General features: G+C 60.0%; 17 protein-coding genes. 9 read left to right on the forward strand and 8 right to left on the reverse strand.

The window, feature by feature from the left end; all coding sequences use genetic code 11:
- Nucleotides 1–16: 16 nt before the first annotated feature.
- On the reverse strand, nucleotides 17–235 hold the full coding sequence (locus RI101_11685) for a hypothetical protein (GenBank protein MEC4890709.1): 219 nt from the start codon (nucleotides 233–235) through the stop codon (nucleotides 17–19).
- A gap of 285 nt (nucleotides 236–520) precedes the next feature.
- Between RI101_11685 and RI101_11690 the strand changes: the two genes are divergently transcribed.
- Both RI101_11690 and nadB read left to right on the forward strand, forming a co-directional pair.
- On the forward strand, nucleotides 521–1,045 hold the full coding sequence (locus tag RI101_11690; protein ID MEC4890710.1) for a hypothetical protein: 525 nt from the start codon (nucleotides 521–523) through the stop codon (nucleotides 1,043–1,045).
- Nucleotides 1,042–2,733, forward strand: coding sequence for an L-aspartate oxidase (gene nadB, locus RI101_11695; protein ID MEC4890711.1), 1,692 nt, complete (start codon nucleotides 1,042–1,044; stop codon nucleotides 2,731–2,733). Before RI101_11690 ends, nadB begins: the two co-directional genes overlap by 4 nt.
- On the opposite strand, the gene RI101_11700 is transcribed toward nadB, so the two are convergent.
- From RI101_11700 to RI101_11710, 3 genes are all read right to left on the reverse strand, one after another.
- On the reverse strand, nucleotides 2,636–3,307 hold the full coding sequence (locus RI101_11700) for a lytic transglycosylase domain-containing protein (GenBank protein MEC4890712.1): 672 nt from the start codon (nucleotides 3,305–3,307) through the stop codon (nucleotides 2,636–2,638). The two genes, nadB and RI101_11700, sit on opposite strands and share 98 nt — an antisense overlap.
- 141 nt (nucleotides 3,308–3,448) lie before the next feature.
- The gene (locus tag RI101_11705; protein MEC4890713.1) at nucleotides 3,449–4,348 is read right to left on the reverse strand and encodes an aminotransferase class IV; all 900 of its coding nucleotides are present in this window, start codon (nucleotides 4,346–4,348) and stop codon (nucleotides 3,449–3,451) included.
- Nucleotides 4,345–5,817 carry an anthranilate synthase component I family protein gene (locus tag RI101_11710; GenBank protein ID MEC4890714.1) on the reverse strand — a complete coding sequence of 491 codons (1,473 nt, stop codon included), beginning with the start codon at nucleotides 5,815–5,817 and terminating at the stop codon, nucleotides 4,345–4,347. Before RI101_11710 ends, RI101_11705 begins: the two co-directional genes overlap by 4 nt.
- A 175-nt stretch (nucleotides 5,818–5,992) precedes the next feature.
- Here RI101_11710 and RI101_11715 point away from each other — a divergent pair, with 175 nt between their 5' ends.
- From RI101_11715 to atpF, 4 genes are all read left to right on the forward strand, one after another.
- The gene (locus tag RI101_11715; GenBank protein ID MEC4890715.1) at nucleotides 5,993–6,238 is read left to right on the forward strand and encodes an AtpZ/AtpI family protein; all 246 of its coding nucleotides are present in this window, start codon (nucleotides 5,993–5,995) and stop codon (nucleotides 6,236–6,238) included.
- A gap of 2 nt (nucleotides 6,239–6,240) precedes the next feature.
- Entirely contained in the window at nucleotides 6,241–6,990 is a 750-nt protein-coding gene (locus tag RI101_11720) for a F0F1 ATP synthase subunit A (GenBank protein ID MEC4890716.1), read from the forward strand.
- Nucleotides 6,991–7,027: 37 nt separating this feature from the next.
- Complete coding sequence (gene atpE / locus RI101_11725; GenBank protein ID MEC4890717.1) at nucleotides 7,028–7,258, forward strand: ATP synthase F0 subunit C; 231 nt, start codon at nucleotides 7,028–7,030, stop codon at nucleotides 7,256–7,258.
- A 79-nt stretch (nucleotides 7,259–7,337) separates the two neighbouring features.
- Nucleotides 7,338–7,841: a F0F1 ATP synthase subunit B gene (gene atpF, locus RI101_11730; GenBank protein MEC4890718.1), complete on the forward strand. Its 504-nt coding sequence runs from the start codon at nucleotides 7,338–7,340 to the stop codon at nucleotides 7,839–7,841.
- Between the two features lie 8 nt (nucleotides 7,842–7,849).
- Here atpF and larE read toward each other — a convergent pair whose 3' ends face one another.
- Genes larE through rlmN form a run of 4 tightly spaced genes read right to left on the reverse strand, consistent with a single transcriptional unit; the run spans nucleotide 7,850 to nucleotide 12,580 of the window.
- Nucleotides 7,850–8,677: an ATP-dependent sacrificial sulfur transferase LarE gene (gene larE, locus RI101_11735; protein MEC4890719.1), complete on the reverse strand. Its 828-nt coding sequence runs from the start codon at nucleotides 8,675–8,677 to the stop codon at nucleotides 7,850–7,852.
- Nucleotides 8,678–8,704: 27 nt separating this feature from the next.
- Nucleotides 8,705–10,087: a pitrilysin family protein gene (locus RI101_11740; GenBank protein MEC4890720.1), complete on the reverse strand. Its 1,383-nt coding sequence runs from the start codon at nucleotides 10,085–10,087 to the stop codon at nucleotides 8,705–8,707.
- Between the two features lie 5 nt (nucleotides 10,088–10,092).
- Complete coding sequence (locus RI101_11745) at nucleotides 10,093–11,466, reverse strand: pitrilysin family protein (protein ID MEC4890721.1); 1,374 nt, start codon at nucleotides 11,464–11,466, stop codon at nucleotides 10,093–10,095.
- Between the two features lie 25 nt (nucleotides 11,467–11,491).
- Nucleotides 11,492–12,580: a 23S rRNA (adenine(2503)-C(2))-methyltransferase RlmN gene (rlmN, locus tag RI101_11750; GenBank protein ID MEC4890722.1), complete on the reverse strand. Its 1,089-nt coding sequence runs from the start codon at nucleotides 12,578–12,580 to the stop codon at nucleotides 11,492–11,494.
- Between the two features lie 139 nt (nucleotides 12,581–12,719).
- Between rlmN and RI101_11755 the strand changes: the two genes are divergently transcribed.
- From RI101_11755 to RI101_11765, 3 genes are all read left to right on the forward strand, one after another.
- Nucleotides 12,720–14,960: a transglycosylase SLT domain-containing protein gene (locus RI101_11755; GenBank protein ID MEC4890723.1), complete on the forward strand. Its 2,241-nt coding sequence runs from the start codon at nucleotides 12,720–12,722 to the stop codon at nucleotides 14,958–14,960.
- Nucleotides 14,961–15,038: 78 nt separating this feature from the next.
- The gene (locus RI101_11760) at nucleotides 15,039–15,293 is read left to right on the forward strand and encodes a hypothetical protein (protein ID MEC4890724.1); all 255 of its coding nucleotides are present in this window, start codon (nucleotides 15,039–15,041) and stop codon (nucleotides 15,291–15,293) included.
- On the forward strand, nucleotides 15,286–15,582 hold the full coding sequence (locus tag RI101_11765; GenBank protein MEC4890725.1) for a cell division protein ZapA: 297 nt from the start codon (nucleotides 15,286–15,288) through the stop codon (nucleotides 15,580–15,582). Before RI101_11760 ends, RI101_11765 begins: the two co-directional genes overlap by 8 nt.
- The last annotated feature ends 365 nt before the right edge of the window (nucleotides 15,583–15,947 follow it).

Consider the following 15,947-nt stretch of genomic DNA (forward strand, 5'->3'; position numbering starts at 1 on the left):
CCTTAAAAGGGAACGTCTACAGTTGCGCGATGGACTCGATGAGGTTCTTGTTCAGCGCCACGAAATCTGAGCGCTCCTGATCATTGATGAGCACGTCTGTCAAACTAATGAACAGACGTGCTTCCTCATTGATGGCGTCAGAGACACGATGGCGCATCGGCGGAACGAGAAAGTCCCCCACGTAGGTACAGCTTACAGTACGGACGCGGATGCGAACCTTTTTGCCCTCCGGCACAATCTCCTCCTCCCGGCGAACGGGGTGAGCCTAGCTTTTACGACGCAAGAATTTTTGGCGCCGGCGCAGCTTCTTGTACTTGTGCTTGCGCATTTTCTTCCGACGCTTTTTTAACACGCTCGACATGCAATGAATCTCCCAAGTCGGGCGAGTCTAGAGACTTTCGGCTGAAAAAGCAAGCCATAAGCGGGCGGCTATGGAGCGATGCGTGAGAATGGCGGCGGACATTTCCGCCGAATTGTGATGCCTTGACCGCTCCCGGCGACGTTCCTATACTGCGGTACGATGACTACATTTTCTGCGTTGCCGTTGCTCGCGCGTCTCTGTGTTGTAGGGTGTGCCGTTGTCGCGCTCTCATTGTCGGCCGCCTGCTCAGGGAAGGTGATGCTGTATCCTGAAGACCATGAGCGCTTTGTCCGGATCGATAAGGCCGTTGAGGCCTTGCGCGAGGCGTATCAGAAACGGGATCGCTCGGCCCTTCAGGATGTGATGCTGCCGGTGGAGCAGCTGGAACAGCTGCAGGCCGATGCGGAGCGGGATTTCGAGATGTTCCAAACAATTCGGTTGGAGTTCAAGATGGAGCGGATCTTGATCGACGGCGACAACATCGATGTGTATGTCCACTGGCAAGGCCTGTGGAAGAAAACCGGCGAGGATGCCGGCATCCGGCAGCGCGGGCATGCGCGCTTGCAGTGGGTGGGAACGCAATCCATTCTTCTGCGCGGGGTGCAAGGCGACTTGCCGTTTGGCATGAAAACACGCCAGGCCCTTTCCGATCTCCCACCTTCCGGCCAGAAGTTGCCCCAGTGAAGACGACCGTGCAGACAGCTCGTCGTGCCTCATCGGCGCCCCAAGCCGATTTTCTTGTGGTCGGGAGCGGTGTGGCCGGGCTTCGCGCCGCGCTTGAATTGAGCCGGTCCGGCCGGGTCATCATGTTGACGAAGGGGCACCCGCTGCAAAGCAACTCGATCTATGCCCAAGGGGGCGTGGCCGTGGCCTTGAGCGAAGAGGACGACGTGGCCATTCATTACACGGACACCTTGAAGGCCGGTCATGGGCTCTGCCGCCAGGAGGCCGTGCGGGTTTTAGTCGAGGAAGGACCTGAGCGGATCCAGGAATTGATTCGCTGGGGCGCCAAGTTCGACAAAGCCGGGGGCAAGTTTGCGTTCGCACGGGAAGCCGCCCATAGCCGCAGCCGCATTTTGCGCGCGCGCGGCGATGCCACGGGCAATGAAATGGTGCGCGCGCTCATGGCGCAGGCCGGCCGTCAGAAGCGGATCCAGCGGCTGGATTATCACTTCACCGTCGATCTGGTCGTGGAGCAGGGGCGCTGTTGCGGGGCGGTCGTGTTGGACGAAGCATCGGGCAAGCAATTCATCATCCCCGCCAAGGCGGTGGTGTTGTCCACCGGCGGAGCCGGGCAGATTTATGCACGGACAACGAATCCGCCCAATGCCACCGGCGACGGAATGGCAATGGCCTTTCGCGCGGGTGCGATGCTGCAGGATATGGAATTCGTCCAGTTTCACCCGACGTCGCTGTATCTTCCGTCGAGTCCGCCGTTTCTGCTGTCCGAAGCCATGCGGGGAGAAGGGGGGCAGCTGCGGAATAACAAAGGCGAGCTCTTCATGCAGCGGTACCACCCGCTGGGGGCGCTGGCCCCGCGCGACATCGTCGCGCGCGCCATTTGGGCCGAAATGGCCGCGACGCGGGCGCGGCATGTCTATCTTGACGTGACCCATCTTGGCGCGGACTTCGTCAAACGCCGGTTTCCGACGATCTATGCGACCTGTCTGCGCTACGACATTGACATCACGGAAGAGTGGATCCCCGTGTCGCCGAGCGCGCATTACATGATGGGCGGGGTCTGGACCGATCTGAATGGCGCGACGACGCTGCCCGGTTTGTTTGCGGCTGGAGAAGTGGCGTGCAGCGGCGTGCATGGGGCCAACCGCCTGGCAAGCAATTCGTTGCTGGAGGGATTGGTCTTTGGCATGCGGGCGGGGGTTGCGGCGACGGCGTTTGCGCAGCGCCATGGCCGGCTCGATCTATCGGCTCAGGCCGCGGCGCTGGCTGGTGAAGCTGAGCAGCGGTTGGAGGATGCCGAAAAGCTGAGAAGCTCATTGCGCCGCACGATGTGGGGACAGGTCGGGGTGGTGCGTTCGCGCGAGTCCCTTGTTCGGGCCACGGCGCAATTGTCTCGCTGGCTTAAAGTCGTCTCAGGCCCGTTTGTGAGCCGGGCCGATCTCGAAGTGAAGAACATGGTGCAGGTTGCGCATTGCGTGGCCGAGGCGGCGCTCTGGCGCGAGAACAGCATCGGCGCGCATTTCCGGTCCGATTTCCCCCAGGTCAAACGGGCCGGGTGGAAGCTCCATAGCCAGTTGACCTGTACGGATGAGTTTACTCCGCCGCAGCCGGGGCGGAAGCCGGGTGTGGTGATTGCGATGCAGGTTGGGTCGAAGCGATCACGTGTCCGGTCGTCGCCAGGTCTTTCATGAGAAAGGTCCGATAGTAGCGAATGACCTTGCGGACGTATTGGCGCGTTTCGTCGATCGGCGGCAAGCCGCGATAGCGGTCCACCGTGTGTTCGCCGGCGTTGTAGGCGGCGAGGGCGAGCGGAAGGTTTCCGCTAAACCGATCGAGCAGCTGGCGAAGATACTTGGTCCCCCCTCCGATATTGTCTTCCGGATCATACAGGTCGTGGACATCGAGGCGCACGGCGGTCTGCGGCATCAGCTGCATGAGTCCGACCGCTCCGGCGCGAGAAACGGCCATGGGGTCGAAGTCGGACTCCGCTTTAATGACGGCTCGAATCAGGGCGGGGTGCAACTGATGTTGCTGGGAGGATCGGCTGATCATCGGCCCGAGTTCCCGTTCGGACAAGGTGGGGTGCAACCGGTTCGATTGGGGGGTGATGCGGCGGTAGCGAAGATCGTTCGGCACATTGGTGAGAGCAATCGTGCCATTGGCGTCGATGTATTGATAGATTTCAGCGTGCAGATCCTGGGGTGACAGCGTGAGCCATGTTGCGCCAAGCAGCAGGGTCGAAAGAAGCATTCTGGTCGTAGGCAATGGAGATCTCCTCAACATGGTGGTTCGCTCGTTTGCAGGCATGGTCAAACGATAGCAGCCTGCTGCTACCTGTCAAGGAAATGCAGTTCCTGTACCCTGCAAGGAAATGGGAATAGATCGTGAAAACAAGAGGATCGGAGTCTAGGGCGAAGCCGGCGGTTCCAGAAAGCGGCGATGATTGTCCATAAAGTGCTTATGCAGTTGCCGAGTCAGAGGGCCTGGAGTTCCGGCGCCGATTGGCTGGCGGTCGATCGACATGACGGGCATGAGCTCCATGCTGGTGTTGCTGAGAAAGCATTCATCGGCCTGCAGCAGGTCGTGAGGGGTGAAGCGGCCTTCGATGGCCGGGATGCCGAGCTCCCGTGCGAACTGTAAGATGAGTTCTCTGGTGATCCCGTCAAGAATGCCGCACGCAATCGCCGGTGTCAGGAGCCGGTTTTGAGAGACAAAAAAGAGATTGCTCACGGTGCACTCCGTGAGATGGCCTTCCCAGTTTAAGAAGAGGCTGTCGAATGCTCCGGCGGCGATGGCTTCGCGCTTGGCCAGAATATTGTTCAAAAAGTTGGTGGATTTGATTTGAGGCGACAACGCGCTGGGCAGGTTGCGTTTGGTCTGCGCGATGATCAGCGCCACTCCGCGCTGGTAGGTGTCCTCGGTTGGCGGGTGCAAGGGCTTCGCCATAATGACGAGCGTGGGGTTCGGGCACAGCGCGGGGTCGAGGCCGATTTCGCCGACGCCTCGAGACACCGTAATTCTGAGATAGGCGTCGGTCTGGTCGGTTCCCACCTGATTGCGTTCCATCGCCTCGTGCAAGAGATGCGGCCATCCGCCGGAAGGGACTGGGAGCGTCAGGCCAATGGCATCGGCCGACCGCTGCAAGCGCGCCAGGTGCTGATCGCGCATGAAGATCCGATTCCCGTAGGAGCGGATCGTTTCGTAGACGCCATCACCATACAGAAACCCGTGATCGAAGACGGAGACGACGGCATCCTTCTCTTCGACAAACCGGTCATTCAGATAAATCCACATCGGTGTTGTCACGATAAGGCGCTCAGGAAGGCCTGGGCCTTGTGCATCGTCTCCTCATATTCTTTGGCCGGGTCCGAGTCGGCAACGATACCGGCTCCGACCTGAAGGTAGCCGGCTTCCTCCCGGAGTACCAGCGTGCGGATCACGATGTTGAAATCCAGATCGCCGCTCCAGCTGACATAGCCCATCGATCCAGTATAGGGGCCTCTCCGCACGGGTTCCAGTTCATCGATGATCTCCATGCAACGGATTTTGGGCACGCCGGTAATGGTGCCTCCGGGAAAGACGGCGCGGAGGAGGTCAAAGCCGGTCGTGTCTGCCTGGAGCCGGCCGGAGATGTGGGAGACCAGATGGCTGACGTGGGAATATTGCTCAATGGCCATCAATTCATCGACAAGGACCGAGCCGAATTCACATACGCGTCCCAGGTCATTCCGTTCAAGATCGACGAGCATCAGGTGTTCAGCCCGTTCTTTTTCGCTGGCCCGCAATTCTTCCATCAGCCGCCGGTCGTCAGCCGCGTCTCGCCCCCGCGGCCTGGTTCCCGCAATCGGCCTCGTGTCGGCCTGCCGGCCGGTCAAGCGCACCAGCCGTTCCGGCGAGGTGCTGATGAAGCTGGTTTCGCCGACACGCAGGAGGCCGGAAAAGGGCGAAGGGTTCATGGTGCGCAACCGCGCATAGGCCTGGAGTTCCGAGGCGAGGCGTGATTCCGGGGCAAAGCGCGGGCTCGTGACGGAAAAGCGGTGTGAGAGGTTGGCTTGATACAAATCGCCCGCGGCAATGTAGTCCTGGCAGCGGCGCACTCGCTCCATGTACGAGGCTTGGGATTGCTGGGGCGCAAAGGTAATCGGTCCCGACGAGTCAGCCGTGCGCGGTTCGTGGGCCGGACGGGTGAGCCGATCGTGCAGCCGGGCGAGCCGGTCGCAGCCTTCTCGATAGAGGGATTCCCGCGATTCTCCGGAAAACCGTTCAAGCGGAGGGCAGAAGATCAAGTGGAGATCGTGTGAATCATGATCGAATGCCGCCACGAGGTCGAAGAAGGCGAACTCCAGATCAGGGAAATGCAGATCGTCGAGCGCATGGCTGGGTAAGGATTCGAATTGACGGACGAGATCGTAGCTCAGATAGCCCACGGCTCCGCCGAAGAACGGAGGGGCTCCCGGCGGGCGCTGGATTGGGGAGCGCTGCATCAATTGAGCAAGGGTGTGGAATGGTTCCCGTCCTGTGCTGGTGTTCCCGTCCGATGTTCTGAGGGTCCAGTCATGATTCTTTCCCGAGAACGTTTGATAGGGGGCGTCGGCAAAGAACGAATAGCGGCCGGTTGTGAGGGGGCCTTTGCCGCTCTCAAATAAGAAGGAGGGGCCAGAGTTGGACGTGACTCGGCTATAGCACTCGAACGGACTCAGGGAGATTCCGCGAATCGTGACGATCAAGGGCTGGGGAGGTCCGTCGAGGAAGGGCGTCGGTGATGGCATGGTCATAGACGGTCGAATCTGCGCTCCGATAGGGACCACACTATACCGTAGCCATCCGGTCGAGGGACAGGGCCTAACGGCTTGACATTTCAATAAGGATTCTGCTTGAATTGCGCGCCCGCAAACGGTGGAGTGCTTATTCAGTATCGCGGTCTGAGTACTCGCCCCCAGTGGGTATGGTATGCCCCCTTCACAAGATCCGTTCTATGCGGGGCTCGGCCAGGCGGTCCGAATCGGGACCGACCTGCTAGCTGCGTTGATTGTCGGAGGAGGGTTAGGCTGGGCCATCGATACCTATCTCCTGGAGTCTACTCCCTGGGGAATGGTGGTGGGGTTGGTGCTGGGCGTCATAGCCGGGATACGGAACGCATACCGGTCGGCGATGAGATGGCCGGGGTCACCGCAAGAGAACGAACGTAAAGGATAGCCGTGGAAGAAAGTCCGCTTCACGCATTTGAACTGCATAATTATATCCCGCTCTCCATTGGAGGGCTGGATATCTCCATCAACAAAGCCGTGATTCTCATGTGGATCGTGGTCGCGTTGGCGGCGGTGTTGATGGTCATGGCCGGGTCGGCCCGCCGCCTGGTGCCGGGCAAGCTGCAAAATCTCGCCGAAATGCTCGTGGATTTTATCCGGAGCATTATTCTCGACACCATGGGCAAAGACGGGATGCGGTTCTTTCCGCTGATCGCCAGCCTGTTCATTTTTATCCTCTTTTGTAATTTGCTCGGGTTGATTCCCGGATCGTATACGGTCACCAGCCAGATCGTGGTCACGGCCGTGTTTGCGTGCCTTGTCTATGGGTTGAGCCTGGTGATGGGCTTTATCCTTCACGGAGCCAAGTTTCTCGGGATTCTCGTGCCGCCTGGGACTCCGGGATGGCTGCTGCCCTTGATGATTCCGATCGAGTTGATCAGCCAGTTAGCCAGGCCGATTTCGCTGGCCGTCCGGTTGTTCGCCAACATGACGGCGGGCCACGTGATCTTGGGCGTGCTGTTCGGGTTGGCGATCAGCGGCGGGATGCTCATCGGCTGGCTGCCGTTTGCCTTTACGATCGCCATGAATGGGTTGGAAGTCGGTATTGCGTTCATTCAAGCCTATATTTTCACCGTGTTGACCTGCGTCTATTTGGGAGACGCATTCCATCTGCACGGCCACGATGACCACGCGCATTAATCGCGTGTCAGATCAGACAAGGGAGGAGTAGCACACAATGGATTCAGCAGCAGCAGCGTTGTTAGGCATGGGGTTGGCGGCGGCGGGTTTCGCCGGTGCCGGTGTGGGAATCGGGTACATCTTCGGCAAGATGATCGAAGCCGTGGCGCGCCAGCCGGAAGCCGAAGGCCGCGTCGGCAAGTACATGTGGATCGGATTCGCGCTGGTCGAAGCCATCGCACTGTACGGGTTGGTCATTGCATTTATCATCATGGGCCTTCGCAAATAACCGTGCTGAGCAGTGAGTGCTCAGTGCTGAGCAATGCGCTCGGCACTCAGGACTCAGCACACAGCACGTAGGGGCAACTATGCCGCAGTTTGAATCGAGTTTTTTCTCGTCGCTGATTTTTTGGGAGGTCGTCTCCTTCGGGATTCTGTTCTTCGTGCTGTACAAGTTTGCCTTCCCGGGCATTCTTGGCATCCTCGAAGAGCGGGAGAAGAAGATCAAGGACAGCCTCGATCAGGCCGAGCGGCACCGTGCCGACGCCGAGCGGGCGCTCAAGGAGTACGAGGCCAAGCTCAGCGCGGCAGCCAAGGAAGCCGAAGGCCTTCTCGCGGCAGCGAAGGAGCGGGCGCAACGGCTGTTGGATGAAAACGAACAGCGCCTGACGGCCGAAGCGGAACGTATCAAGGGAGACGCCACACGTGAAATCGATCACGAGCGGCGGAAGGCGGTGCAGGAGATTCGCAATCAGACCACGGAGCTGGCCTTGCTGGTGGCTGAAAAAGTCGTGCAGCGCAGCCTGACCGATGCGGATCACCGCAAGTTTGCCGACGAAGCCCTTGAGGCGCTTTCGAAAGCCCACTCCTGATCAACAGACTATCTGGCCGGGCGCGGTGAGCCCAGACTGACCCCGCCCGGCCGATACCCTTCCAAATCAATCGTCACAAAGCGAAACCCCAGCTCTTTCAGTTTCCGGCTGATGCGCAGCCCTCGCTCGTGCTCAGTCAGGCGTGCCAGCTCGTCCTGGCCCACTTCAATTCGTGCGATCTCCCCATGGTCCCGCACGCGGTAGTGCCGGAATCCTTCACCTTGCAGGACGGCTTCCGCCTGTTCAATGCGGCTGAGTTTCTCTCTCGTGATCGTAATCCCACGCGGGATGCGCGAAGAGAGACAGGCCGCGGCAGGCTTGTCCCAATTCGACAGGCCGAGCTCCTGGGCGAGCGTTCGGATTTCCGCTTTGGAGAGTCCGGCTTCCACCAGCGGGCTGCGGACGCCCCACTCGCGGGCGGCCTTGATGCCAGGGCGGTCGTCTCCGAGATCGTCAAGGTTCGTCCCGTCCACTATGATGGATCCCGCATGCGCAGCTCGGAGTGTGCCCAATAACTGGTAGAGATCGGTTTTGCAGTGGAAGCACCGGCTCGCATCGTTCTCGGCGAAGGCGGGAATCTTGAGTTGATCGGTCTCTATGAGCTCATGGCGGACCCCGATTTCCTCAGCCACGCGTGTTGCGACCTCCAGTTCAGAGGCCGGGAAGGTGGGAGACAGAGCGGTAATTCCTACCGCGCGGTCTTTGAGCTGATCGTAGGCCACTTTCAGCACCACCGTACTATCGATGCCGCCGGAGTACGCGACCAGCACGGAGTCCATGCCTGCAAAGATCTGGCGAAGACGGGTGAGCTTCTGCTGGAGAGGAAGGGGCTGCATAGGAACTCGCGGCAAACGGGTGAGTGGTTACTGGCGAACTTTGGCCTTGGCGACATTGCCCACGACGACGAGCGCATACCGGGCGGGGTCGAGATACTGTTTGGCGGCTCGCTGCACATCTTCTTTGGTGACGCGCTCGATCCATTTGGGGTATTGGCTGAAGTATTCGAAGCCGAGCCCATAGAATTCAACTTGCGCGAGCACCTGGGCCAGCTTCGCGGTGGAGTCGAGCCGAAGCGGGAAGCTGCCCATCAAAAAGGTCTTCGCCTCGGACAGTTCTTGCTCGCTGACCGGATTGTCTCGCATCGCTTTGATCTCCGACAGGACTCCGGCAATGGCCTGGTTCGTGGCTTCGGTCCTGGTTTGGAGATTGATCCAGAACGAGCCGGGCAGCGCCCGCGCGTCGTAGTGACTGGAGATGCCGTAGGCCAGCCCTTGCTTGTCACGAATGGAGTCCATGAGGCGCGAGGAAAATCCGCCGGCTCCAAGAATGTGATTCATGACGGTGACGGCATAGAAGTCGGGATTATTTCGGCTGATGCCGCCGTGGCCCAGCATAATCGTCGATTGCGTGAGATCTTTTTCAATGAGCTGCACGGTTTTCTTTTCCACCGCCGCGGGCTTTTTTAGCGCACGGGCCGCCGGCGTGCCTTTTTTCCAGGCTCCGAAATGGGTCTGCACCAAGGCCGTGGCTTGTTCGACCGTGACATCCCCCACGACGGTGAGGATGACTTGATTGGGAATGTACTCCCTCGCATAGAACCCCTGCACATCGGCCAGGGTAATCTTGGCGACGGTCTCCTCCGTGCCGTTCACCGGCCAGCGATAGGGATGGTTGTGGAACACCAGCTGGTTAAAGGCCCTCATGGCCACGGTGCCGGGATCGTCGTTGTCGCTCGACATCTCTCCCAGGATTTGCGACCGCACGCGGTCGAATTCCTGCTTGGGAAAGGCCGGATGCATCAGGATGTCGGCCAGCAACGTGAACCCCAGGTCGAGATCTTTTTTCAGCACCCGCGCCGAGGCGGTGGTGAAGTCCTCGGCGGCCTTGGCTTCCAACGACCCGCCGACGAAATCGATCTGTTCCGCCAGTTGCTTCGAGGAGCGGGTTGAGGTGCCTTCGTCCAAGAGACTGGCGACGAGGTTGGCGACACCGGCTTTGTCGGAAGGATCCTGGGCCGAGCCGGCTTTGATCAGCGCGTGGATTTCCACGATCGGGAGAAAGTGCTGTTCCAGCACTAGCACGGTCATGCCGTTGGCCGTCGTGACTTTGACCGGAGTGATGTCCGCGGCCAGTGCCGGAGCGGCCACACAGAACAGCGCGATGACCGACAGCGCGCGGCAGACGCCCAGCCAGCGGCGAAGCCGGTTCACGGTATGGAGTCCCTGTTGATCGGATGGGTGAGCCATGGCGATTACGATTTCCCCTGGTGGGCGGTGCTCGGTTGCGGCTCCGGTTGCTTCGGCGGCTGAGGCAGCAGAATGCCCAGGGTGCGATTGTCGTGGGTCAGGTATTGCCTGGCAACGCGTTGCACGTCCTTGGCCGTGACCGACCGGATGCGTTCGAGAAATTGATCGGCCCGCCGCCAGCCGGCTCCGATCGATTCCATCTCCCCCAGCAACATGGCCCGCCGGAAATTGGAATCCTGTTCAAAGATATGGGCGGCTTCCACTTGGTTCTTGGCCCGCTGTAATTCCAGCTCGGTGGGCGGGTCATTCTGCAAACGGGTGATTTCATGCTGGAGCGCGTCTTCGACCGCCTCGGTTTTTGCGCCGGGCGTGACGAGGGAGTAGAGGTAGAACAGGCCGGGATCGGTCTGCATCAACCCATAGTCGGCGCCGACGGCCAGCGAGTTTTTCTGGTCATAGACCAGGCTTTGATAGAGCCGCGAGCTTTTCCCGTGCGAGAGAATCGACTCCAGGATGTCGAGCGCGTACGAGTCGTCGCTCGCATAATTAGGCACCCGGAAGCCCATCATGACAAAGGGCACCTGAGCCTCACGTTTGAGGAGGAAGCGCCGCTCGCCGCGCTGTTCCGGTTCAGGGGCCAGTGTCGTCTTCGGGGTCGGTCCTTTGGGAATCGGCTCGAAGAGCTGTTTGATGGTGGGGAGCAGGGCGTCGGCCTTGATATCGCCGACCACGATCAGCGTCGCATTGTTCGGGGAGTAGAAGGTGTCGTAATGGCGCTGAAGATCGTCGAGCGACATGGCGTCCAGATCGGCAAACCAGCCGATGATGGGCCAATGGTAGGGATGGCTGAGAAACGCCTGGGCGAACAGGGCTTCCACCAGTGCGCCTTGCGGATCGTCTTCGTTGCGCATCCGGCGCTCTTCCTTGACGACTTCCCGCTCGGTTTGAAATTCGCTGTTATCGAGCAGTAAGCCCTGCATCCGATCCGCTTCCATCTCCAGGGCGAGTTCGACACGGTCGGCCGCGAGATTTTCAAAGTAGGCCGTGAAATCCTGGCTGGTAAAGGCGTTATCGACCCCGCCGTTCTTGCGAATGATCCGGGAGAACGTGCCCTTGGGATACTTGGCGGTGCCCTTGAACATCATATGCTCAAGCATGTGCGATAGGCCCGCCCGGCCCATCACTTCATTGCGTGAGCCCACTTTGTACCAGACTTGTACGGTGGCCACCGGCGCCTTGGGCACCTCGACCAGCAAGACCTTCATTCCATTGGACAAGAGATATTCGTGCGGTTCATTCGCGCGCGCGACGTTCCACGAACAGAGGATCGCGAGGAATGCCAAGAGGGCCGGGTAGTAATGGCGTGTGGGTGAATTCATAGTCGGGTGAGTCGCACGGAGTATGCTAGCAACGGGATTCGATTTGTGTCAAGGCAACCGGCGCGGCTCCGGCCGGCACATTGCCCAATTGGCCGCAGGCGCCCAGCACGTCGCGGCCCCGGCTTTTGCGAATAAAGGCGTCGATGCCGGCCTGGGTGAGGATGCGTTGAAACGACAGCACGTTCCGGTCAGCCGGCCGGCGGAAGGCGCTGCCAGGAAATTCATTGAAGGGAATCAGGTTCACTTTGCAACGGATGCCCTTCAGCAGCTTCACGAGCCGATGGGCGTCTTTGTCGCGATCGTTCACCCCGGAGAGCAACACATATTCAAAGGTCAGCCGTCTGGTCGGGGCGAGCGGATAGCGGCGGCAGGCGGCCATGAGTGTCTTGAGCGAGGCGATCTGGCTGACCGCCGGCATCAACTGCTGGCGCTGTTCCTCCGTCGTGCCGTTCAGCGAGATGGCGAGATTCACACCGAGCGCGGCCACCTCGTTCAGCCGCCCTGCCAGGCCTGCCGTCGAGACGGTGATCCGGCGCGGTGACCAGCCCAGCCCCCATGATTTATTGAGGAGGCACTGGATGGCAGCGGACAAGGCCTCGATATTCGCCAGCGGCTCGCCCATGCCCATGAAGACGAGATTGGTGAGCCGCTCCTCGCCGGTCAAATGGTCCTGAGCCGTGAGGATTTGATCGACGATCTCATGCGCTTTGAGATTGCGCTTCAGCCCCATTGTACCGGTCAGGCAAAAGCCGCAATCCAGCATGCAGCCGACCTGCGTCGAGACGCAGAGCGTAAGGCGGTCCTCATCGGGAATCAGCACCGTTTCAATGCGCAGCCCGTCATCCAAGGTGAGCAGCAGCTTGCGCGTGCCGTCGGTCGATTCCAGAACCGTGCAGGCTTGTGTGCGTGCAATCGTTGCAACGTCAGCCAGCTGTTCGCGGTCCTTCTGTGAAAGATCGGTCATCTGCGCGATGGTGCGCGCGCGGCGCTGATAGAGCCAGCGCAAAATCTGCCCGGTCCGATAGCCAGGCCAGCCGAATCCGCGCACCAGCGTGGTCATCTGGGCTTCACTCAAGCTCAGCAAGTTGGTCTGTGGGCGAGCAGGTTCAGTCATCGACAGGCGTCCAGTCAATAATCAGCTTGCAGAGTAACACAGCCCGCAGGGCTTCGGCAGTATCCGTCCTGAGGGCCACGTGCATGCAAGCGCTGTATCTCCTACCCCCGCAGGATATAATATGATAGTAGATTTCAACATGATGATTGCTCTGCGCTCACGTTTTATCTCTTCTTTACTGCTGACCGTGCTGGGGGCTTGCCCTGCCTGGGCGTTGGCCTCGCAGGTGGGCAACGGAGACGTGGCTGCTGCCGCGCCCTGTGACTCTGCCGAAGAATGTTTTGCCGCAGCCGCTCAGCCCAAGGAGCGATTGGGCAGTCAGCTCACCAAAGATCAAGTCTCGGCGCTCAAACTCGAACGGTTGCGGTTAGTGATGGAACGGTTTCCCGGTTCGCTTTGGGCGAAACGCGCGGGCGTGCTGTCCGGAGTGTTGCTGATCGAGCCGAATCCGGCGGCGGCCCTACAGTTTCTCCGCGCGGGCCAGCGTGATTTTGGGGTGCTCGACGACTATCTCCGCCTCTGGATGGGCGAGGCCTTGCTGCATCTCGGTGATGCCAAAGAGGCGGCGGGGTTCTTTGAAAGCATCGGGCAGGCGGTGCCCGATTCCAATCTGCTCACGCAGGCGGCATTCCGCGCCGGGGAGGCCTGGTATCAAGCGTCGAGTTGTCCTGAGTCCGTCGGGTGGCTGGCGAAAGCCGTGGCAAACAACGACAAAGATCCGCTGGCGCCGCAAGCCTGGTTGCGGTTGGCTGCCTGTTATCTGCGCGAGAATCAGTTGGAGGACGGCCGGGCAACCCTCACGCAGTTGTGGGTGCGGTTCGCCTATGCGCCTGAAGCCAAGGAGGCGGAGGCGCTGCTCCGCACGAACCTCGGCGGAGCGGTGTGGGCTCCCACGGCGGAGGATCATTTCGGCCGGGCGCAGGCGTTTCTAGGGCAGGCGCTGCACGCGGAGGCAATCGACGAGTTGAAGCAGTTCCTGGCCATGGAGCCGGCCTCGCCGCAACGGGGGAGCGCAAAACTCAAACTCGGCATCGCACAAGTCAGGCTCAAACAATACGATCCCGCACGCGAAACGTTTCATGCCCTTATGGCAAATCGGGTGGCGGAATCGGATGAGGCGACGGTGTGGCTGGCACGGGTCTATCTGCGCCAGGCGATGGGGCCCAAGCTGTTGGAGCTGAGCCGGTCGATCGAGAAGCAGGCCTTGTCGGCGGAACAGAAGGGGCAGATCCATTTATTTGCCGGTATTTGGCTGGAGGATCAGGGGCAATACGAGGAGGCGGTTGCGAAGTATCGCCAAGTGGCGAAGGCGGGGGAGCCCGCGACGCAGCGGGCTGAAGCGCTCTGGCGGATCGGCTGGGTTCACTACCGCACGGCGCGTTACAAAGACGCGATCGATGTGCTGCAACAAATTGTGGCGCAGCACGACAGTGATTTTGAGCCGCAAGCGCTCTATTGGATCGGGCGGTCTCTCACGCAGTTGCACGCGGCCCGTGCGCATGAGGTCTATGCGCAACTTTGCCGGCAGTTTCCCTATACCTATTATTGCCAGTTGGCGAAAGAGCAATCGGCGGAAGCGGCGTCTGACCGTGCGGCGGCACTGGAGCCAGCCGTTGCGCCGGTGAATGGCGAGGCGGCCGTGGCCCAAGCGGGGAACGGCGGGGATGTGGAGCAGCAGCCGGCCTATCGCCGCGCGGTGGAGCTGAAGCTGCTCGGGCTCGACGCCGATGCGGCGCGCGAACTGGCGGCGTTGACGGATCACTATAGCCATAGCCCCAATGTGCTCATGACGCTGTCGATGCGCTTGAATGAAGTGGGGGCCTATCATCCGGCGCTGCGGCTGGCGCGGGCGCAATTTCGGGACAAGCTGGAGCGCACGGGCGGGACGGTGGCGCCGGGGCTGTGGAGTGTGGCGTATCCTACGGGGCTGATTCCGACTATCAAGACCCAGGAATTGAACGGGGTGAGCCCCTATCTGGTGGCGGCCATCATCCGGGAAGAGAGCCAGTACGATGTGCGTGCGGTCTCGCGGGTGGGGGCCATCGGCCTGATGCAGGTCATGCCGGCGACGGCCAATGCGGTGGCGCAACGGCATCACCTTCCCGCGGTGACGCGGGAGGATCTGTTCGATCAGGATACGAACATCCGCATCGGCGCGCGCTATGTGGAGCAGTTGCTGGCGCAATTTTCCGGCAACGTGATCCAGACGATTGCCGCCTATAACGCTGGGCCGATTGTGGTGGAAAATTGGGCGGCGCAGCATCGGGGGCGCAGCCAGGATGAGTTTGTCGAGCTGATTCCGTTTCGCGAGACGCGGCAGTACGTGAAGCGCGTGTTGCGGAGCTTTCGGGAATATCTCCGGCTGGCAGGAGGGTCCTGATTCCCTTCCTTGACACGGGGGTATGAAATTTTTATAGTGGCCCACAATCTATTGGATTTTTAAAGGAGATTTGCCGGTATGGCTTTGGAACGTCTTGATGCTTTGGAAACGCGGATTCGTGATCTTGTGAAGCTGGTGCAGGAGATCAAGCGGAAAAATGTCATGCTGGAAGACGAGCTCAAGGCCGCGCGCCAGCGGATTGCCACGCAAGACGATTTGAATCGGCGGTGGGAGCAGGAACGAGTCGATATTAAGGCACGGATTGAAAAGGTGATGGGCGAGATCGAGTTGTTGGAATGTTTAGAAGACACCAAGGAGGTGGCTCTTGACTAAGACCATTGATGTCGAAATCTACGGTCAACGATACTCGATCCGCGGGCAGGCGGAGGATGCCTATATCCGGCGCCTCGCCAGCTTTGTCGATGATCATATGAAGCGGCTGGCTGAAGGCATGAAGACCGCGACGCCCTCCAAACTCGCGGTCCTGACGGCTGTTAACCTGGCGCATCAGCTGTTTGAGGCGGAAAAGAAGCGGGCGCAGGGCGAGGCCGATGTGGAGCGCCGCATGGTCAATTTGATGGAATCCATCGAAGAGCAGATGCCGACCTCGCTCTTCCGGTGAGTTTCGCCTTGCTTTCGGAAAAGGCCTTTGTTATCGTGGGTCTAGTGTATTGCGTTATGCGTGTGTCGAGTCTGAGGAAAGGTCTTTCAGGAATATCATCCAGAACAGGTCATGTGTCGAGATAGTCGAATCGTGAACGCACCAATGAACAGTCCTCTCTCTGTGTATGCATGTGTAGTCAAGTGGATCCTCACGCTGTGGGTGATTCCCATTCGGCGGTTCGTGTGGACGGTCCTAGACCGGAGTGCCGACGTCGCGTCGGCGCTTCTGCCTGCGCAAGGACACGTGTCGCAAGGGCAGCCGGTGTTCGCTGCAGTCCCTCTTCGGCGGAGAATCGGGTTGCGAGTACGAGTGCCTCGGCCGGA

Origin of the sequence: Nitrospira sp., assembly GCA_035968315.1 — a bacterium.
Classification (GTDB): Bacteria; Nitrospirota; Nitrospiria; order Nitrospirales; family Nitrospiraceae; genus Nitrospira_D.